Genomic DNA, 18,624 nt, shown 5'->3' with positions numbered 1-18,624 from the left:
TCCGATTGAAAAATACTCGACACCGCAGGGCGGTTCGCGCTGCGTCTTCTGGAGTATGGCTTAACCGGCTGCTTGTCTCGTCGCTTCGGCAAGGCCAGCCATCGACGTGAAGTGATAGTCCGGCTCCGTAAAATTCTCCGGCTCTATCGTGCCGCCATAGCCCTTCTGGGCGTGGCGACGCTCGATCCAACAATTCGTCATGCCCAGTTTCCGGGAAATGCCGATATCGTGGTACTGGCTTTGCGCGACGTGCAGAATGTCGTCCTTCGATGCGCCCTCGCTTTCGACGAAAGCAAATACCTTTTCGAAGAAGGCCGGATCGGGTTTTTCCGTGCCCGTGTCATCCGCCGTGAAGGCGGCATGAAAGGGATTGCCAAGCTCCTTCGAAAAATAGTCGAAGGCCCAGCGCTGGGCATTGGTCATGGCGATGAGGCGATGTGTCTTTGCCAGTTCTGCCATTGCGGCGCGGCTGTCTTCAAAGCCTTTCCAGTCTTTTGCCGCATCACGCAGGCGCTCGCCGAACGCCCGCTCTGCCGGCAGGCCAAGTTCGGGGGCAATGATCAGGTAGACACGGACGAGATCGTCCGGAAACAGATCGGTCGCATCGGAATACCGGGCAGCGCGGTAGAGCGCGAGCGCTTTTTCGCCACCGACCTCCACGCCGTTTTCCGTACCGATCGCTGCCAGGGTCGATTTCAGGCCACCTTCGAAATCGATGAGGGTGCCCACCACGTCGAAGCTCATATATTTGAAGTCGCTCAGTTTCTTGGGCAATGTGGGTCTCCACTTTGCTGCCTCGGCCTCTTGGGACGGCTGCGGCAGATTATTCTGTTCCCGGACGAGATCCTTGTCCCGTTCCCATTTTGTCGTTACGCCCTTTTTTATGGCGTTTGTTGCGGTCTACAGTGCTAGTTTGGCACCTTCGGCGCGCGGGATACGCCGAATTGGATCAGCTGTTCGGCAGAATATTGCGAATAAGTGGGGCGTTGCGACATTTCCAGAGGGCGCCGCAACGCAGTTTACTTTCGCCTCAGGCCATGGCTGCGCGTACGGCCGGGTCTCCAAGCGTCTGGTCCAGTGTCTTGCGCGTCCGCTCAATGATGGCGTCAATATCGCTATCGGTGCAGCAAAGCGGCGGCGCATAGCCGAGGATGCCATTCGCGAAGGCCCGCACGATGAGGCCGTTTTCCCACGCGCGGTCGAAAACTTTTCGCGCGGGGGCAGCCGCGGCCGGCAAAGGAGTCTTCCTGTCCTTGTCGGTCACGAGTTCGATGGCGGCAAGCATGCCGCGGCCGCGCACGTCGCCCACCAGCGGGTGGCTTCTCAAGCCCTCAAGTCCGGCCATCAATCGCGCACCGGCGCGACGGCCATTCTCCAGCAGTCCGCCTTCGTAAAGTTTCAGCACTTCCAGACCGACAGCCGCGCTGACGGGGTGGGCGGAATAAGTATATCCGTGCCCGATGGCAGCCTCGCCAGCAAAGTCGGCTATTGTATCGTAAACGTGGTCGGCCATGAAGACGGCGCCCATAGGCACATAGCCTGACGTGAGGCCTTTGGCGGTCGTGATGAAATCAGGCACGATGTCCTCGTCGGCACACGCAAAAAGCGGTCCTGTACGACCGAAGCCGGTGATGACTTCATCGGCGACAAAAAGAATGCCATAGGAGCGGCAGAGTTCGCGCATAGCCTTGATCCATCCCGGCGGTGGCACCAGAACGCCGCCCGAGCCCTGAATGGGTTCTGCATAAAAGGCGGCGACACGATCCGGGCCGATGGACTCGATCTTTTCTTTCAGAATTTGCAGGGAAGAGGCGATGATGGCCGCCGGATCGCTGCCAACAGGGTTGCGGTAGGCATAGTGCGACGGAATTTTGTGCTGCCAGTCGTATGGCACGCCGAAGCCGGCGTGGAACGCGGGCAGGGCCGTCAAGCCTGAGCCGGCCGTGGTGGAGCCGTGATACCCCTGTTCGATGGAAATGAACTGGTCGCGCTGCGGCTCCCTTTTCGCGTGCCAGTAATAACGGATGAACCTGATGGTGCTGTCCACCGCGTCGGACCCGCCAAGCGTGAAGTAGATGTGGTTGAGATCACCGGGTGCGCGGTCGGCAAGCTCAGAGGCCAGCCGAATTGCGGGTTCGCTGCCGATATCGAAATAGGCCGTCGCATAGGGCAATTCCCGCATCTGCCTTGCCGCCGCCTCAACGATACTGTCGTGTCCGTAACCGGCATTGACACACCATAGCCCTGCAAAGCCATCGATCAGCTGATGACCTGTCATGTCGGTGACGGTGGCGCCTTTCGCCGATTGGAGCACCCGCACGCCAAGCTTTTCATGGCCGCGGAAGGACGAGACCGGATGCACCAGATGGGCGCGGTCCAGTTCGATCAGTGAATTGCTTAGCATGTGTCTCTCCCGGTTCAGCCCAGCGCCTGGCTGGTCAATGCGAATGTTTTCAATCTCTTTTCAGCAGGTAGTTCGGTCGTTGACCGGCGCATGGCGATGCCGCCGCCGACATGGGCAAGGCCCTGTTCGGCAAGCCACGAACCGAGCCCAGCCTTGACGGTTGTATCCACACGCAGGAATGCGCCAGGGCGTTCCGACATCGCGAATGCAATCAAATCTTTTGCAATTTCAATGTCTTCGGCCACGACCGGACCGATGACTTCGCCGCGACCGAAGGTACGCATTGCCGCAAATCCCTGAATGACGCCTTCGCTCCTCACCGTCGCGAAACGTGCCCTTTGCGCAAGTGCCGCAAAAAGCGGTGTCCGATCTGCGCCGAAAGCCTCTGCATCAAGTGTCGCAAGTTCGGCCGCGTCGATGTTTGGCGCCCAGGCTACATTTTCCGGTTTGGTGGGGGTCTTCGGAATTCCCTGATGCTGAACCACCTGACCCCAGGCGACGAATCCCAGTTTTTCATAAAGCGGCAGCCCATCGGCAGTGGCGACCAGACGGCATTCACGATCGTCGGCGGCGTCGAGCGCCGCATCCATCAATTTGCGTCCAAGGCCCCGGCCGCGCATGCTTTCATCCACGATCACCATGTTGACGGTGGCGCAGCGTTCTCCGAGCAGCGTTGCCATCGCCGTTCCGACGACGCGCCCGTCGTCAACGGCAACGAAACCTTTGCTGATGGAAAGGACCATCGCCCAGTCCTCTTTCCGGTGCGGCCATCCGGCCTGGCGGGAAAGTTCAACGGCCGCATCAAGATGGTCCGCTTGAAAAGGTTGGATATCGATCAGGCTCGCCTGCATGTCGGAACTCCGTTTTTCTGCTCATTCATTGATAGACTGGTGCCGGAAGAAGATTGTCCCGACAAATGGGAAGGTTCGATATGTTTCGCTGTTGCTTTTATCCGCCGCCGCATCTTATGCCGCGTCCACGTCGCGCCGGCCGGGAAGGTAGAAAGTGGAGAAAGCAGCTGGCCCGCCCCCGCGCAACTCTCTGCCAAACCGGCGGCCGCATACGCAACAATCTGCTTCCATGAGCGTCAATTGCGGTGCGCCGATCAGCCAAAGGCCTCTATGATCTGGTTATTGCAGCCACCACCAATCCCCAAGCAAGGATGACGACGAGATGACCACCTTCCGCCCGAAATACATCACTTTCGATTGCCACGGCACGCTCATTCATTTCCAGATGGCAGAGGCTGCCCGCGATCTCTACGGTGATCGTCTGGGAGAGGCGGAGATGGAAGAGTTCATCAGGAATTTTTCCGCCTATCGACTGGACGAGGTCATGCATGACTGGAAACCCTATGCAGACGTCGTTCACAACGCCCTGTCGCGCACCTGCAAGCGCAATGGTGTAGCCTTCAAGGATGAAGATGCAGCAATGGTGTATGAGCGGGTTCCGACGTGGGGGCCGCATGCGGACGTTCCGGCGGGTCTTTCCAAGGTCGCCAAGGAAATCCCACTCGTCATTCTGTCCAACGCCATGAACTCGCAGATCATGTCGAATGTCGCCAAACTCGGAGCACCGTTTCATGCGGTCTATACGGCCGAGCAGGCGCAGGCCTATAAGCCGCATTTCAAGGCTTTCGAATATATGTTCGACATGCTCGGTTGCGGTCCGGAGGAAATCCTGCACGTTTCGTCCTCGTTCCGTTACGATCTGATGTCCGCGCATGATCTCGGCATCAAGAACAAGGTCTGGGTCAACCGTGGCCATGAACCTGCAAATCCCTATTACGGTTATACGGAAATTTCAGACATTTCCGGTCTCGCGGGCGTCGTCGGACTATAAGAGAGGACATTGATCATGAAGCTCGTCTCCTATTGGCACGACACGGCGCCGCTGTTTGCTGGAGCGGCGCAAGGTGCTGTCGAAGGCCATTATGATGTGGCCGTCATTGGTGGCGGCTTCACGGGTCTCGGTGCTGCGCGCCAGCTTGCAAAAGCCGGTGCGCGCGTCGTCGTTCTGGAAGGGCAGCGCGTCGGCTGGGGTGCTTCGGGTCGCAACGGTGGCCATCTGAACAATGGCCTTGCCCATTCCTACCTCTCTGCCAAGGCAGAACTCGGCAAGGAGCGCGCCATCGCGCTCTATCAGGCGCTCGATGCCTCCATCGATACGCTGGAAAGCCTCATCGCCGAGGAAAATATCGACTGCAATTTCCGCCGGGCCGGCAAGCTCAAGATGGCATCGAAGCCCCAGCATTTCGAAGGCCTTGCCCGGAATTTCGAAGCCGTTCACGCCGAGGTGGATCCTGATACGGCGCTGTTGTCGGAGGCGCAACTGAAGGCGGAAATCGGTTCGCCATTTTATGGTGCCATGCTTTCGAAAAAGAGCGCCATGATGCATATGGGCCGTTATGTCGCTGGCCTTGCGCAAGCCGCCAGCCGTCGTGGCGCGGTGATTTTTGAAAGCGCAGCCGTGACGAAACATGTCCAGAACGGCGGGAAGCATGAACTGGAGACCGCGCGCGGCAAGCTGACGGCAGACAATGTTCTGGTTGCCACCGGCGCCTATACGCCCTCCGGCTTCGGTTATTTCCGCCGGCGCATCATCGCCGTTGGCAGCTTCATCATCGCCACGCGGCCGCTGACGGATGCCGAAATCAAAGCCTCGGTTCCCGGCAACCGCACCTATGTCAACACCATGAATATCGGCAATTATTTCCGTCTTGCGCCGGACAATCGTTTGATTTTCGGCGGCCGCGCCCGTTTTTCCGCGACATCCGATCAGCGTTCCGATGCCAAGAGCGGCGCGATCCTGCAGGAAAGCCTGCACCGCATCTTCCCGCAACTCGCCCATGTACCAATCGATTATTGCTGGGGCGGACTGGTGGACATGACCAAGGACCGTTACCCGCGCGCCGGTTTCCATGACGGCGTCTGGTACGCCATGGGCTATTCCGGCCATGGCGCGCAACTCTCGACGCATCTCGGCATGATCATGGCCGACGCCATTCTCGGACGTCCGGACAACAATCCGCTGAAGGGTCTGGACTGGCCAGCGGTGCCCGGGCACTTCGGGAAGCCCTGGTTTCTGCCGCTGGTGGGCTTTTATTACAAGATGCTGGACAAGTTTCAGTAAAACGCGGCAATTGGGACCTGAGCCCCATCGGGCCCGCGCTGAATTCGGCGGAGAGTTTGAGCGGAGCCGGTCGGGCCGGCGGCAGTACCTAAATCGTTCTTTAGGAAACCTGCGTGCCTTGCAGCAGGTAACGCACGTCGCGAACCGGCGGCGATTTGCGGAAGCGGGCGGTTTTGTCGCTCCAGATGCCGCGCGCAATGGCGGGCAGGGCTGGCAGTCGTGAAAGGGCGTGGCTCAGCGCGCCGCCCATGCCGCTTTCTTTCTTTGCATCCAGAAAATGACGAAGCTCGAATTTGGCGCGGATATGTTTTTCATGTTCGCGCAGGATCGCGGTTTCCTCTGGAGACAAGCGGCAGCTGGCGAGAATGGCCCTGTCGGCTTCATAGAGAAGGCGAAGATCTTCGGTGCGGTGTCTGCCGCTCAGCGAGTTGCCCCGCACGATTGCGCCGTAACCACAATGGCGAATGACCTTGTATCGCGCACCGGCCGCAAGCGCGCGGACATAAAGTTCGTAATCCTCGCCAAGCCGAAGGGCCTCGTCATAACGCAGCGCATGTTTGTCGAGAAAGGCGCGGCGGATCACGGGTTTCAGAAAGCCGGTCTCCCCGCGCTCCACGCCGGGTCTTGAGATATTGCCTTCGACGAATTCAACGAGCGACAGAAATCCGGCCTGCGGCTCGAACCGGGCCGGTTGCATGGAAGATGCGCCTGGAAAGGATTGTTGAATAAAGGCGATGTTATCGGCCACCAGATCCCAGTCGTCATCGGCCAGCATGGCGGCGAAGCGACCTTGGAAAAAGAAGTCATCCGCGTCGAGAATGCTGATCAGCGGTGCAGATGAAATTGAAATCGCGTGATTGCGCGCGGCCGAAGGGCCACGATTGACGTCGAAACGTACGACCCGAAGACGGCCCGTAGCGTCGTCCGCACTGTGAGCCACATCGCTTGTCTTATCCGTGGAGCCATCGTCGATCACCACGACTTCTCCTACCTCCGGTTCCGCAAGCGCGGAGCGGATGGCGATGTCGATCGTGTCAGACGCATTTTTCGCAGCGATGATGACGCAAATGGGCTGTGAACCGCTCACCATGTGTTGTCCTTCTGCCTTGAACACCGTCAGGATATGGCCAGCAGAAAGTGTCAGGCGTATGGATGCAAGCGATTTTTTGCGGCGCAACAAAATAAGCGGCGCATAATCTCACATATCGGAGAGTTTGGCTCCATGCGGCGGCGCGCTCTTGGCCGTATCAACCGCAATGATATCGGCATTGCGGTCGCGCAAAAACGTCTCACGCATTCTGCGCTTTTCGCGGGCAACGAGAACGAGAATCCCGATAAAATAGCCAATCTGGAGGATGACGGCGCAGACGAGTGTCTGAATGAAAGCCGTGTAGAACGACCCGTGGATGAAATATGTCGCGATGGCAAAGGCAAGCAAGGCACCAATCATGCTGAAAAAGACACGAGGTGCATACATGTTGCTCTCCTCCCGAGAACGATTTCTCCGCTCTTGACTGCTCTGCTGCATTTTTCTTCTTTGAAGGAAATATACGATGAGACCGGTGCTGTTTCAACACACATATACTTCTTCTAGGGGTTGCAGCATGAAATTTCGGTAATCTTGATTGGTAAATTCCTTGGTAATCGTGGAATTTTTCGATCAAGCCTGTTTCCACCGGCCGTCCTTGCGTCTGAGACAGCTAAAATACGTCTTAAGCGGCCAATTGCAGGGGGCCTACGCGTTCTGCAGACTTCGTTAACCATCTCGCCTTTAAAAAGTCGGTATTGATTCCTCGAAGACCAGGGTGACCGCGTGACAACGAGTTCAGAAGTAATCGCCTTCCCGGCAAAAAACCGTATTGCCGACGTCAAACGCTGCGCGACGATGCTCGATCGGCTGCATGGCGCGGAGGCAAACGACTTCTGGCGTACGGAGTGCCGCAGCCTGGCCGCCCGCCTGACTGCCCTTGGCTATGACGATGCTGCTATGCGGCGGGAGGTCATGGAGTTTCAAAATGCCGTTCAGGCAGAATTGTGGTCGAGCGATGCTGCGCCGGAGGCGCGCCGCGACAGCCACTAAAGGCTTTCAATCCATGATGTACAAAGCCGACGGGTAATACACCTGCCGGCTTTTTGCTGGTCTCTTAAAAACTCAGGAAGCGCCGGCAGCGCCGCGTGTGCGGGCAACACCATCAAGTGCGGGTTTGTACTTCGGATCAAGCCTTGCCGCATGTGCGTAGGACTTGGCAGCCTTGGCCATTTCACCACGTCGCTCGTAGACTAGCGCCTGGTTTGCCCAGGATTCTGCAACATTGCCATCAAGCGAGATCGCGTGGTTGAAGTCCGCAAACGCGTTTTCGTCGTCGTTGAGCGCGACGTAGGAAAGTCCGCGGCCGTTATAGGGCTCAGGCGACGTCGATGACAGCGAGATGGCCTTGGAGAAATCTTCAATGGCCTGCGCATGCTGGTTGCGCAGCTGGTAGATCAGGCCCCGATTGTGCCAGGCGCGGCCGTCAGTGGTTTCCAGCTCGATGGCGCGGGAAAAGTCATTGAAAGCTTCGTTCACACGGCCCGACTGACGATAGAGATTACCGCGGCCGATCAGCGCCACATCATAGCTCGGGTTGATCTGCAGGGCGGCATTGTAATCCTGCAGGGCCTGCTGTTGCTGGCCGCTGTTGCGATACACCAGTGCGCGGTTGGCATAGGCCTGGTAAAAGCGAGGGTTCAGCTGCAGCGCCCTGTTGAAATCTTCAATGGCGCGGCGCGAATCGCCAGCCCGGCCATAAGCCGAACCACGCACATTGTATCCCTCCGGATCCTGCGGATTGGCGTTGATGACCGACGTGAGAGATGCGATATTTTCCTGCGAGCCCTGGGCGCGGTCGATCCGGAACACATCGTCCGTCTGGTTGGAAGTCGCACAGCCGGAAAGACCCGCAAGCACGGTGCAGACCACAAGAGAAGCGCGAAACCCTCTGTTGCGCATCAAGGGCATCCGGCGCTTGGAGGCATCGGACATTTTCACAACACAGGCGTCGACAGCGATCATTCGATGTGGGTTCCCTCGCAGGCCGGTCTCATGAACATTCTCCGACCACAAACACAAAGAGCGGTGACGAACTGATCGCCCCCGCCCAACAAGCATTCAAAAACGTCCAAAAGACGGCCTGTTAACGACCTGCGCGGGCGCCAGCGACCAAACCTTCGCGCTGTGCACGCTTGCGCGCAAGCTTACGGACGCGGCGAACGGCTTCGGCCTTTTCGCGGACGCGCTTCTCGGAGGGCTTTTCGAAGAAATCGCGCATCTTCATTTCACGGAAAATGCCTTCGCGCTGCATCTTTTTCTTCAGGGCGCGGAGCGCCTGATCAACGTTATTGTCGCGGACTAGTACCTGCACGTGTATCCTGTTCCTTTAATTTTGCTGTCTTGCTGGGCGAATAAAGGTATTCGCACGCAAATAAAATTCGTTCATCCGGCCGTAAGGCGGGGCGATTGGTCGCGTGGAATATCAGATCATTGGCAACAAGTCCAGCCGCAGACGGATAATCCGCCTGTAAAACGCCTCCCGCAGACGATTCCTGTCGCGATGTCGAAACAAAATCATTGCGGCGTCGCAAAATGGATATTGCCTCCCATCCTGATTTGCCATGTGTAATGATATGGACCGGGACGATGTTGCCGGTCTCTTGCCGGTTCTTAAGGAGCAGACCGAGAATGCGCAAATATTCCGTTTTTGCCGTGGCGCGTGAGGCGCTCAGGGGTCATAAAGGGTGGGATGCGCAATGGGCCTCACCCGAGCCGCGCAAGGACTATGATGTCATCATCATTGGTGGCGGCGGTCACGGTCTGGGTGCTGCCTATTATCTTGCCAAGGAACACGGCATTACCAATGTCGCAGTTCTCGAAAAAGGCTGGCTCGGCGGCGGCAATACCGGCCGCAACACCACCATTATCCGCTCCAACTATCTCTATGAAGAGAGCATGGATATTTACGAGCACTCCCTGAAGCTTTGGGAAGGCTTGAGCCAGGATCTGAATTATAACGTCATGTATTCGGCGCGCGGCGTGATGATGCTGTCGCACAATATCCATGATCGGCAGTCCTTCAGCCGCCATATCAATGCCAACAGACTCTATGGCATCGACAATGAGTGGCTGACGCCGGAGCAGGCAAAGGCGTATTGTCCGCCGCTCGATATATCAGGCAATGCGCGTTACCCGATCAATGGCGCCGCCCTTCAGCGTCGCGGCGGCACCGCGCGCCACGATGCGGTGGCATGGGGTTATGCGCGGGCCGCTTCCGATCGCGGTGTGCACATCATCCAGAATTGCGAAGTGACAGGCATCCGCCGCGGAGCTGACGGGGCTGTAACGGGCGTCGAGACCAATCGCGGTTTCATCGGCGCCAAGAAAATCGGCGTTTCCGCCGCCGGCCATTCGTCCGTGATCATGAAGATGGCTGACGTGCGTGTTCCGCTGCACTCAAACCCGCTGCAGGCGCTGGTGTCGGAACCGTTAAAGCCGATCTTCCCCTGTGTCGTCATGTCCAACACGGTGCATGCCTATATTTCGCAATCCGACAAGGGCGAGCTGGTCATCGGTGCCGGCACCGACCAGTATAATTCCTATTCGCAGACCGGTGGTCTCCAGATCATCACCCATACGCTGGACGCCATCTGCGAGCTGTTCCCGATCTTCCGCCGTGTGAAGATGATGCGCCAATGGGGCGGCATTACCGATAACACACCCGATCGGTCGGCCATCCAGAGCGTGACACCGGTGCCGAATCTCTTCGTCAATTGCGGCTGGGGCACGGGCGGCTTCAAGGCGACGCCGGGTTCGGCCAATCTCTTCGCGCATCTCATCGCCCGCGGGGAACCGCATCGTCTGGCGGCTGGCCTGACGCTCGACCGGTTCCGCACAGGCCGGCTGATCGATGAGGCTGCTGCTGCGGCGGTGGCGCATTGATGCTGGCGGCGGCCATGCTTGCGATCAACGTCTCCGGCGCGGTCGACGGCGTGCCTGCCGGCAGCGTCATTCCCGATGCAAAGGATTTCCGCAGCCAGAAAATCCAGAAGATGCAGGGCGAGAAAGACTGGCCCTTCATGGCGGAAAAAGGCCTGCTTTTGTGTGCTCCAAGCCTCGCGAACAAGATGGTCTATTTTGTCGGCGAGAAGGAGGATGGCGAGCAGGACTATCCCTTCGCGATCGATACCGACATGATGGCGGTTGCGATCGTCAATATGGGCCGGGCCTCGGCGCTGCGCCCCTTCGATAATTTCGAGCAGCTTTTAAAGCGGCTTTCCCCCTTCGTAGCCATGGGGAAGCGGCTGTGTGACCAACCCGCCGGAACGATCCTTCCGGAAAATTCTCTCTAGGTGGAGCGACGATGCTTCTGATCCATTGCCCCTATTGCGGGGAAGACCGTTCCGAACTGGAATTCCGCTGGGCGGGCGAAGCCCATATAGCGCGGCCGGAAAACATCGCCGATATCTCCGACGAGGCCTTCGCGGAGTATTTCTTCATTCGCGACAATGACAAGGGCCTCGTTTTCGAACGCTGGCGGCACATTCACGGTTGCGGCCGCTTCTTCAACGCCGCCCGCGATTCGGTCAGCGACAAATTCCTGATGACCTATAAGGCGGGTGAACCGAAGCCCGATGCCGAAACGGTCCTTTCCGCAGAAAAGGGAGCCGGGCAATGAGCGGCGATTATCGTATCAAGGGTGCGGGCCGTCTTACTCCAGCGAGAACCGCGCGCTTTACATTCGACGGCAAGATTTATCCGGCACTGGAGGGTGATACCGTCGCCTCCGCGCTGCTGGCCAATGGCGTGCATCTCATCGGCCGCTCATTCAAATATCACCGCCCGCGCGGTTTCCTCTCCGCCGGGCCGGAGGAGCCGAATGCGCTGATCGACGTGTCGCGCGACAGCCTGCGCAAGCAGCCCAACGTGCGCGCCACGGTGCAGGAAGTGTTCGACGGCGCGATCATCGCCTCGCAGAACCGTTTCCCGTCGCTTTCCTTCGATCTCAGCGCCGTCAATGACCTCCTGTCGCCGATGTTTGCCGCTGGTTTCTACTACAAGACGTTCATGTGGCCGAAGGCCGCCTGGCACAAGATTTACGAACCGCTGATCCGCCGAGCCGCCGGTCTTGGCAAGGCGCCGAGCGAACCTGATGCCGATCATTATTCCGGCCGCTATGCCCATTGCGACGTGCTCGTCGCCGGTGCAGGCCTGGCCGGCCTGACGGCGGCGCTGTCGGCGGCAAAAACCGGTGCCAGCGTCATTCTGGTGGATGAGAATGCCGAGGTCGGCGGTGCGTTACGCTTCGACACTGGCGCGGTGATCGATGGTCTGCCCGGTTATGAATGGGCGCAGAAGGTGCTTGCTGAACTGCAATCCATGCCCAACGTCCGGGTTCTGACCCGCACGACCGCCTTTGGGTATTACAACCACAATTTCGTCGCGCTCGCCGAACGCGTCACCGATCATCTCGCGACACCGGCCAAACACCAGCCGCGCGAGCGCCTTTGGCAGGTCCGCGCCAAAAAGGTCGTGCTGGCGGCCGGTGCGATCGAGCGCCATATGGTCTTCGCCAATAATGACCGGCCCGGCATCATGCTGGCTTCAGCGGCCCGTATTTATCTCAACCATTACGGAGTTACCGTAGGGCATAATGTCGGTGTCTACACCGCCCATGACTCAGCCTATGAGACGGCTTTCGATCTGAAGAAGGCCGGGGTGAAGATCGCCGCCATCGTCGATTGCCGCGAAAATCCGGACCAGCGTCTGCTGGATGAGGCCCGGGCGCTCGGCATCGAAGTGCTGGCGGGCCACAGCGTATACGACACCGCCGGTCGCCTGCGCGTATCCTCGATGACCGTCGGACGCAATGGCGGCTCCAACAAACGCAAGATTGCTATCGATGCGCTTGTCGTTTCCGCCGGCTGGACACCGTCGGTGCATCTTTTCTCCCAGTCGCGCGGCAAACTGAAATTCGACGCGGCTAACCAGCGCTTCCTGCCTGACGTCCATGTTCAGAACTGCGTCTCCATCGGCGCCTGCAACGGCACGGATGATCTTGCCGCGATCATTGCCGAAGCCGCAGCGGCTGGCGGCGGATCGGTCGCGTTTTCGGGCGAGAATGCCAGGGCGTGGACTGGCGGCATGATCGGTGCGGCGGAAGGTGCTGGCGAGGGAATCGGAGTCAAGGCGTTCATCGATTTCCAGCACGATGTCTGCGCCAAAGATATCCGCCTTGCCGTGCGCGAGGGCATGCATTCGGTCGAGCATATCAAGCGCTTCACCACCAATGGCATGGCGTCCGATCAGGGCAAGATGTCGAACATGCATGGCCTCGCCATCGCATCGGAAGCGCTGGGCCGGGACTTGCCCAAGGTCGGTCTCACCACCTTCCGCCAGCCCTATACGCCGGTTACCTTCGGGACGCTCATCAATCATTCGCGTGGTGCGCTGTTTGATCCGGCGCGCAAGACACCGATGCATGAGGAAGAACTCGCGGCCGGTGCGGTGTTCGAAGATGTCGGCAACTGGAAACGCGCCTGGTTCTTCCCGCGTGCAGGCGAGGACATGCATGAGGCGATCAACCGCGAGTGCAAGACGGTGCGTGACAGCGTCGGCGTGTTCGACGCCTCCACCCTCGGCAAGATCGAGGTGGTTGGCCCGGATGCGGCGAAGTTCCTGAACCTCATCTACACCAATGCCTGGGACACGCTGAAGCCCGGCCGCTGCCGCTATGGCATCATGACCCGCGAAGACGGCTTCGTTTACGATGACGGTGTCGTCGGGCGTCTGGCCGAGGACCGTTTCCATGTGACGACGACGACGGGCGGTGCGCCGCGTGTTCTCCAGCACATGGAAGATTATCTCCAGACCGAATTTCCGGATCTCGATGTCTGGCTCACGTCGGCCACCGAACAGTGGGCCGTGATTGCCGTGCAGGGACCGAAGGCGCGGGAGGTAATCGCGCCTTTCGTCGAGGGTATCGATATCTCGCCTGACGCATTTCCGCATATGGCGGTGGCCGAGGGCAAGTTCTGCGGCGTGCCGACGCGGCTTTTCCGCGTCTCCTTCACCGGTGAGCTCGGTTTTGAAATCAATGTGCCTGCCGATTATGGCGCAGCTGTCTGGTCCGCGATCCGCGACCGGGCGGAAGCCGTTGGCGGCTGCCTCTATGGCACCGAGACGATGCACATCCTGCGTGCCGAAAAGGGCTATATCATCGTCGGTCAGGACACGGATGGCACGGTGACGCCTGACGATGCCGGGCTTGCCTGGGCCGTCTCCAAGAAGAAGACGGATTTCGTCGGCATTCGCGGGCTGAAACGCATCGATCTTACGCGGAGCGGCCGCAAGCAGCTCGTCGGTCTGAAGACGAAGGACCGGCTGACCGTACCGGACGAGGGCGGTCAGATCGTTGCCGATCCGAACCAGCCAAAGCCGATGACCATGCTCGGCCATGTGACCTCGGCCTACTGGTCGGAAAATCTTGACCATTCCATTGCTTTCGCCCTGGTGGCGGATGGCAGGGCGCGCATGGGCGAAACGCTCTACATCCCGCTTGCCGATAAAACCATTGCCGTCGAAGTGACCGACATGGTCTTCCTCGACAAGGAAGGAGCCCGTCTCAATGGCTGATATGCTGCACGCAAAACGCAAATCCGTACTTGAGGATTTTCACGGCGGCTCGCCTTTCGTGTCTCTGAAGCCAGCGGCTTCGGCCTCGCGGCTGGCATTGCGCGCACGGGAAAGCGCCATGCCTACCTTGTCAGAAGCGCTTGGTCTTGCCCTGCCGGTGAGGCCGAAAACATCTGTCACCTCGGGCCTGCGCTCCGCCCTGTGGCTGGGGCCGGATGAATGGCTAGTGATTGATCAGGGCGAAAGCGACCTGTTGGCGGCGCTTGCCAATGTGTCCGGTCTGTTCTCGGCAACAGACGTTTCCCATCGCAACAACGCCATCATCGTGTCGGGTGCCGGCGCTGAAGCTGCGCTAAATGCCGGCTGCCCGCAGGATCTGTCGCTAGCAAGCTTCCCGGTCGGCGCCTGCTCACGCACCGTGTTCGGTAAGGCGGAAGTTGTGCTGCTGCGCACGGCAGATGACACGTTCCGGGTGGAGTGCTGGCGTTCTTTCGCGACCTATGTCGGCGGTTTGTTGCAGGAAGCGGCGCAGGACGTGATGATATAAGATGTTGAAGAAAAGGGCGCCAAGGATCCACCCAAAAACGCCCTGGAGCATTTCCAGACGAAGCGTGTTCGCTTCGGCGTCGGACAATGGGGCAAAGCGAAAGGGATAGAGCATTAATTGTGATCCCGTAATCACCGTAAATACTCTAGGTCTGCCAACCTCGCCACTCGACCCATCGTCCATGGAAATCGGCTCGGCCGATTTCCTGCTTCTCGCCCGTAGGCCATAGTTGCAGGGTGATCGCGGCACCATTGGGCGCCGCATCTGCCTCCATCTGGAGGCGAGCAAGCGGAGCCTCTGCCGTTGCCCGCGCTCCGGCCTCTGCCATTAGCGCCTCTCCCGCCTCCTTGAAGCGGTCCGGCAGATATTGCCAGGCGATCGAGTGGTAGATCACGTGCGTCGCGCCTTCATACCGCTGCGCCAAGCGCGATTTTAGCCAATCAACCGCGTCAGCCTTTTCGACATGCAGGCCGTGTTCCTGCGCAAGGCGCAGTGCTGCCGCTGTTCTTTCCAGCCTGTCCGTCTGGTCGGCCCAGACGTAAGAGATCAATCTCAGCCGATCCTCCTCAGATGACGGGTCAAGCGGATTGAGATCGCAGCCGGCGCGCGAGATAACCTCAATCTCTTCACGGGGCGGGTTCTCTCCGTGCCACTCCGGTGACAGGAATACCTCCGATTGCGGACCCCAATCGAGGTCACCCAAACGATACTGGTAGCGGTCGAATTGCAGATTGAGCCCAGCGCTGGCACCAATTTCCGAAAGCACAAGCCTCCTGCCGGTCAATGTTGCGAGCGTAAGGAAGCCGGGCAAGAGAACGGCGGATCGGCGAACCTCGTTGGTCTGCGGAGGCGATTTCAATCGTTCGAGAATGAAGGCGGCGTGGAAACGCAGGGCACTGGCACAGGCACGCCAAAGTGCGTCCTCGTCGTCAGGGCCGATATCGACAAGAGGGGCGATCTTTTCCTCTATCGCAAGGGCATGCAACGCCCCGGCCAACCGCAGGGGAACGGAATCGCCGGAAGGTCCAACATCGCCGGGCCAGGACAAGATAGTCTCGCCCACCTCGGTTTGCCGGTCGAGCCGTGTGGCGACAACGCGACAAAGCCGCGCTGTAAAGGGAGATCCGAGGCTGTCACAGGCTTTTGCCTGAACCAGAAACGCATTCCTTACCGCTTCGTCATGCATGCGGGTTCTCCCTGCCTGCGCCTCAGGCGTCCTGTGGCCGATCTTCTGCGTTAAACTGGCTGATCGTCGTCCAGCGGGCGGTGAGGGCAGGTTTCTTTTCGTTTTCGATTTCCACCGTGACATCGTAAGTCGTCATCAACATTGTGGCGCCGCGAAAGCGGATCTCTGCCAGCGTGAAACGACCGCGCACCCGCGCACCGCTTTTGACAGGAGCGACGAAGCGGACGGCGTCAAAACCGTAATTGATGCCCATGGTTTGCTCACGAATACGGGGCAGGGCATCATAGTTGAGGGCTGAAAGAAGAGAGAGCGTCAGAAATCCATGGGCGATGGTGCCGCCGAACGGGCTTTCTGCCTTCGCTCTCTCCGGGTCAGTGTGAATGAACTGGTCATCGAGCGTCGCTTTGGCGAAGGCATCGATCATCGACTGGTCAACCGTAATCCAGTCGGAAACGCCCATCTCGCTGCCAACGTGGTTTTTCATCTCCGCCAGCGCAATTTCTTTTGTCATCTTACCTCGTCCGCATTGGTTTACCGCGACTTATACGGCTGGTGACGCGACGTGATCAACCGCGCAGATAAAAGACAACCGAGCGGGCTGGAAGGAAGGCGGGATTGCCGAAATCCGTACCAATCGCGGACCAGCCATCGCCCGGCAGGGCAAACGGCACGACGTTCCGGCTGCGGTTGATCAGCACGGCTAGCTCTGCGTCCTCACCAGTTTCACGGTCCAGAGTGAAAAGCATCATGGCGAAGGCCTGCACCTCCTGGCTTTCCCAATCTGCCACCGTCATCGCCTCACCGCCCGGCGCAAGCCAAAGGACATCACCGCGCCCAGTGAAGAAATCGGCCTTGGCAAACACGTCAAAACGTTTGCGGAGCGCCGCGAGAAACGCCGTGTGCTCGATCAGGTCTGGGACGAGGGATGACCAGTCGACCCAGCTGATGGCGTTGTCCTGACAATAGGCATTGTTATTGCCCTGCTGGCTGCGCCCTCCCTCGTCGCCTGCCGTCAGCATCAAGGTGCCGCGACTGACAAAAAGCGTGGATAGCAGCGCTTTCACATCCGCAAGCCGCGCTGCCAGGATGGCAGGATCGTCCGTCAGACCTTCGAAACCATTGTTCCAGGAATGGTTGTCGTTATGGCCGTCGCGATTGTTCTCACCATTTTGATCATTGTGCTTGCGCTCATGGCTGACGAGGTCGAACAAGGTGAAACCGTCATGGGCGGCAAGAAAATTGACGCTCCGGCTTTTAGTCCGCCCGTGTCTGGAGAAAATCGGAGACGAGCCGGATAAGGCATCAGCGAGTGCGCCTGTCATGCCGGCATCCCCACGCCAGAAACGGCGCATGTCGTCGCGGGCGCGGTCGTTCCATTCGAGAAAGCTTTGCGGGAAATTGCCAAGCTGATACCCGCCGGGCCCGATATCCCAGGGTTCAGCGATCAGCACCCGGTCGTACAAAACAGGATCGGAATGCATGGCGGCCAATGTTTCGCTGGCCATGTCGAAACCCGCCGCGGTTCTCCCGAGCACGGGTGCCAGATCGAAACGGAAGCCGTCCACCCCCGCATGAAGAACGAAGTGTCGCAGCGAATCAATGATGAGCTGGCGAATATAGGGGTGGTCGCAGGCGACTGTATTGCCGGTGCCGGTATCGTTGACGAGCTCGCCCGGCTTTCCCGGCATGTGACGGAAGGCGGTGAGATTGTCGAGGCCGCGCAGCGACATGGTCGAACCCTCGACATCGCTTTCACCGGTGTGGTTGAAGACCAGGTCAAGAATGACGCCGATGCCCTGCGCATGCAATGCCGCAACCGTGTCGCGCAGTTCCGGCAGGCCGCCCGGGCAAAGGCGCGGATCGAGCGCCATGAAGCCGATCGGATTGTACCCCCAGGCGTTGGAAAGGCCGAGAGGGGGCAAATGGCGTTCGTCTATCCACGCCGTGATTGGCATCAGTTCGACCGCATCAACGCCGATCTTTTTCAGATGGGCGAGAATGGCGGGATGCGCAAGCGCCGCGACGGTGCCCCTGATATTCTCGGGGACGTCGGGATGCAGCTGGGTGAAGGATTTGACGGCGAGTTCGTAAATCAGCCCGCCTTGGGCAAAAAGCGGCGGCTGGCGTTGAAGCGGGTGATGAGGGGAAAGAATTGCCTTGGGCACGATGTGGCCCGTTTCCTGACCAAAGGCATATAGCGCGGGATCGTGGCGAAACGGGCGGTCAATTTCCGTTGCATAGGGGTCGAGGAGCAGCTTTGCCGGATCGAACCACAGACCATGGTCGGGTGAATAAATGCCGTGGGCGCGAAAGCCATAGCGTGTGCCGGTGCTGGCGTCGGAGACTGTCAGCCGATGAACATCATCCTCGCCGCGCACCATCGGAAGGCGCGCCGTTTCTTTGTCACCGGTTTTATCAAAAAGGCAGAGATCGATCTGGGAAGCATGCCGCGAATAGACCGCGAACTCCGTTCCGTTTTCCGTCCGCTGCGCGCCCTTGGGAAAAACGGAAGGTGTCTGCATGCTCTCTCTCCAATAGGGTATTTGCGTCATAAAAGGCGCCGATAGTCTTAGGAGCGAAACTTTCCCTCTGTCATCCACGGGCTTGACCCGAGGATCCAAAACCCGGACATCCAGTAGATCCTCGGGTCAAGCCCGAGGATGAGGCCGAGTGTGACGAGGGTTGCTTCA

At 59.0% G+C, this 18,624-nt stretch carries 18 protein-coding genes; 8 read left to right on the top strand and 10 right to left on the bottom strand.

The window, feature by feature from the left end; all coding sequences use genetic code 11:
- Positions 1 to 60 precede the first annotated feature (60 nt).
- The 3 genes from ACUTJJ_RS07960 to ACUTJJ_RS07950 form a co-directional block, all read right to left on the bottom strand.
- Positions 61 to 774 (bottom strand): HAD-IA family hydrolase, encoded by a 714-nt coding sequence (locus ACUTJJ_RS07960; RefSeq protein ID WP_209090279.1) that lies wholly within the window; start codon positions 772 to 774, stop codon positions 61 to 63.
- Positions 775 to 1,030: 256 nt separating this feature from the next.
- Positions 1,031 to 2,404 (bottom strand): aspartate aminotransferase family protein, encoded by a 1,374-nt coding sequence (locus ACUTJJ_RS07955; RefSeq protein ID WP_296072447.1) that lies wholly within the window; start codon positions 2,402 to 2,404, stop codon positions 1,031 to 1,033.
- 14 nt (positions 2,405 to 2,418) lie between these two features.
- A complete protein-coding gene (locus ACUTJJ_RS07950) occupies positions 2,419 to 3,255 on the bottom strand; it encodes a GNAT family N-acetyltransferase (RefSeq protein ID WP_296072449.1) in 837 nt (278 codons plus the stop codon).
- Between the two features lie 322 nt (positions 3,256 to 3,577).
- On the opposite strand from ACUTJJ_RS07950, the gene ACUTJJ_RS07945 reads away from it, so the two are divergent.
- Complete coding sequence (locus tag ACUTJJ_RS07945; protein ID WP_144578538.1) at positions 3,578 to 4,246, top strand: haloacid dehalogenase type II; 669 nt, start codon at positions 3,578 to 3,580, stop codon at positions 4,244 to 4,246.
- 15 nt (positions 4,247 to 4,261) lie between these two features.
- Complete coding sequence (locus ACUTJJ_RS07940; protein ID WP_296072454.1) at positions 4,262 to 5,536, top strand: NAD(P)/FAD-dependent oxidoreductase; 1,275 nt, start codon at positions 4,262 to 4,264, stop codon at positions 5,534 to 5,536.
- A 100-nt stretch (positions 5,537 to 5,636) separates the two neighbouring features.
- On the opposite strand, the gene ACUTJJ_RS07935 is transcribed toward ACUTJJ_RS07940, so the two are convergent.
- Both ACUTJJ_RS07935 and ACUTJJ_RS07930 read right to left on the bottom strand, forming a co-directional pair.
- Positions 5,637 to 6,626 (bottom strand): glycosyltransferase family 2 protein, encoded by a 990-nt coding sequence (locus ACUTJJ_RS07935; RefSeq protein ID WP_296072458.1) that lies wholly within the window; start codon positions 6,624 to 6,626, stop codon positions 5,637 to 5,639.
- Between the two features lie 108 nt (positions 6,627 to 6,734).
- Positions 6,735 to 7,013, bottom strand: a complete 279-nt coding sequence (locus tag ACUTJJ_RS07930; RefSeq protein WP_144578535.1) for an exopolysaccharide production repressor protein — start codon at positions 7,011 to 7,013, stop codon at positions 6,735 to 6,737.
- A 336-nt stretch (positions 7,014 to 7,349) separates the two neighbouring features.
- On the opposite strand from ACUTJJ_RS07930, the gene ACUTJJ_RS07925 reads away from it, so the two are divergent.
- Positions 7,350 to 7,616 carry a DUF6074 family protein gene (locus ACUTJJ_RS07925; protein WP_063947153.1) on the top strand — a complete coding sequence of 89 codons (267 nt, stop codon included), beginning with the start codon at positions 7,350 to 7,352 and terminating at the stop codon, positions 7,614 to 7,616.
- 72 nt (positions 7,617 to 7,688) lie between these two features.
- On the opposite strand, the gene ACUTJJ_RS07920 is transcribed toward ACUTJJ_RS07925, so the two are convergent.
- Positions 7,689 to 8,588, bottom strand: a complete 900-nt coding sequence (locus ACUTJJ_RS07920; RefSeq protein WP_063947154.1) for a tetratricopeptide repeat protein — start codon at positions 8,586 to 8,588, stop codon at positions 7,689 to 7,691.
- Between the two features lie 121 nt (positions 8,589 to 8,709).
- Positions 8,710 to 8,937: a 30S ribosomal protein S21 gene (gene rpsU / locus ACUTJJ_RS07915; RefSeq protein WP_063947155.1), complete on the bottom strand. Its 228-nt coding sequence runs from the start codon at positions 8,935 to 8,937 to the stop codon at positions 8,710 to 8,712.
- A gap of 317 nt (positions 8,938 to 9,254) precedes the next feature.
- Here rpsU and ACUTJJ_RS07910 point away from each other — a divergent pair, with 317 nt between their 5' ends.
- From ACUTJJ_RS07910 to ACUTJJ_RS07890, 5 genes are read left to right on the top strand one after another with little or no spacing between them, the layout of a single operon-like run.
- On the top strand, positions 9,255 to 10,508 hold the full coding sequence (locus tag ACUTJJ_RS07910; protein ID WP_296072466.1) for a sarcosine oxidase subunit beta family protein: 1,254 nt from the start codon (positions 9,255 to 9,257) through the stop codon (positions 10,506 to 10,508).
- Positions 10,508 to 10,918 carry a hypothetical protein gene (locus tag ACUTJJ_RS07905; protein ID WP_296072469.1) on the top strand — a complete coding sequence of 137 codons (411 nt, stop codon included), beginning with the start codon at positions 10,508 to 10,510 and terminating at the stop codon, positions 10,916 to 10,918. The genes ACUTJJ_RS07910 and ACUTJJ_RS07905 overlap by 1 nt, the downstream gene beginning before the upstream one ends.
- Before the next feature lie 11 nt (positions 10,919 to 10,929).
- The gene (locus ACUTJJ_RS07900; protein WP_144578533.1) at positions 10,930 to 11,244 is read left to right on the top strand and encodes a sarcosine oxidase subunit delta; all 315 of its coding nucleotides are present in this window, start codon (positions 10,930 to 10,932) and stop codon (positions 11,242 to 11,244) included.
- Complete coding sequence (locus tag ACUTJJ_RS07895) at positions 11,241 to 14,201, top strand: sarcosine oxidase subunit alpha (protein ID WP_445541840.1); 2,961 nt, start codon at positions 11,241 to 11,243, stop codon at positions 14,199 to 14,201. The genes ACUTJJ_RS07900 and ACUTJJ_RS07895 overlap by 4 nt, the downstream gene beginning before the upstream one ends.
- Positions 14,194 to 14,748, top strand: a complete 555-nt coding sequence (locus ACUTJJ_RS07890) for a sarcosine oxidase subunit gamma (protein ID WP_445541839.1) — start codon at positions 14,194 to 14,196, stop codon at positions 14,746 to 14,748. Before ACUTJJ_RS07895 ends, ACUTJJ_RS07890 begins: the two co-directional genes overlap by 8 nt.
- A 145-nt stretch (positions 14,749 to 14,893) precedes the next feature.
- Here the strand turns inward: ACUTJJ_RS07890 and ACUTJJ_RS07885 are convergent, their stop codons facing one another.
- The 3 genes from ACUTJJ_RS07885 to glgX are packed head-to-tail and all read right to left on the bottom strand — an operon-like array spanning position 14,894 to position 18,456.
- Positions 14,894 to 15,934: a DUF2332 domain-containing protein gene (locus ACUTJJ_RS07885; protein WP_445541838.1), complete on the bottom strand. Its 1,041-nt coding sequence runs from the start codon at positions 15,932 to 15,934 to the stop codon at positions 14,894 to 14,896.
- A 22-nt stretch (positions 15,935 to 15,956) separates the two neighbouring features.
- On the bottom strand, positions 15,957 to 16,445 hold the full coding sequence (locus ACUTJJ_RS07880; protein ID WP_144578529.1) for a MaoC family dehydratase: 489 nt from the start codon (positions 16,443 to 16,445) through the stop codon (positions 15,957 to 15,959).
- 55 nt (positions 16,446 to 16,500) lie between these two features.
- Positions 16,501 to 18,456, bottom strand: coding sequence for a glycogen debranching protein GlgX (gene glgX, locus ACUTJJ_RS07875; protein ID WP_445541837.1), 1,956 nt, complete (start codon positions 18,454 to 18,456; stop codon positions 16,501 to 16,503).
- Positions 18,457 to 18,624: the final 168 nt, after the last annotated feature.

The organism is Agrobacterium sp. DKPNP3 (assembly GCF_052686535.1).
This window is presented reverse-complemented; position numbering and strand designations above follow the sequence as displayed.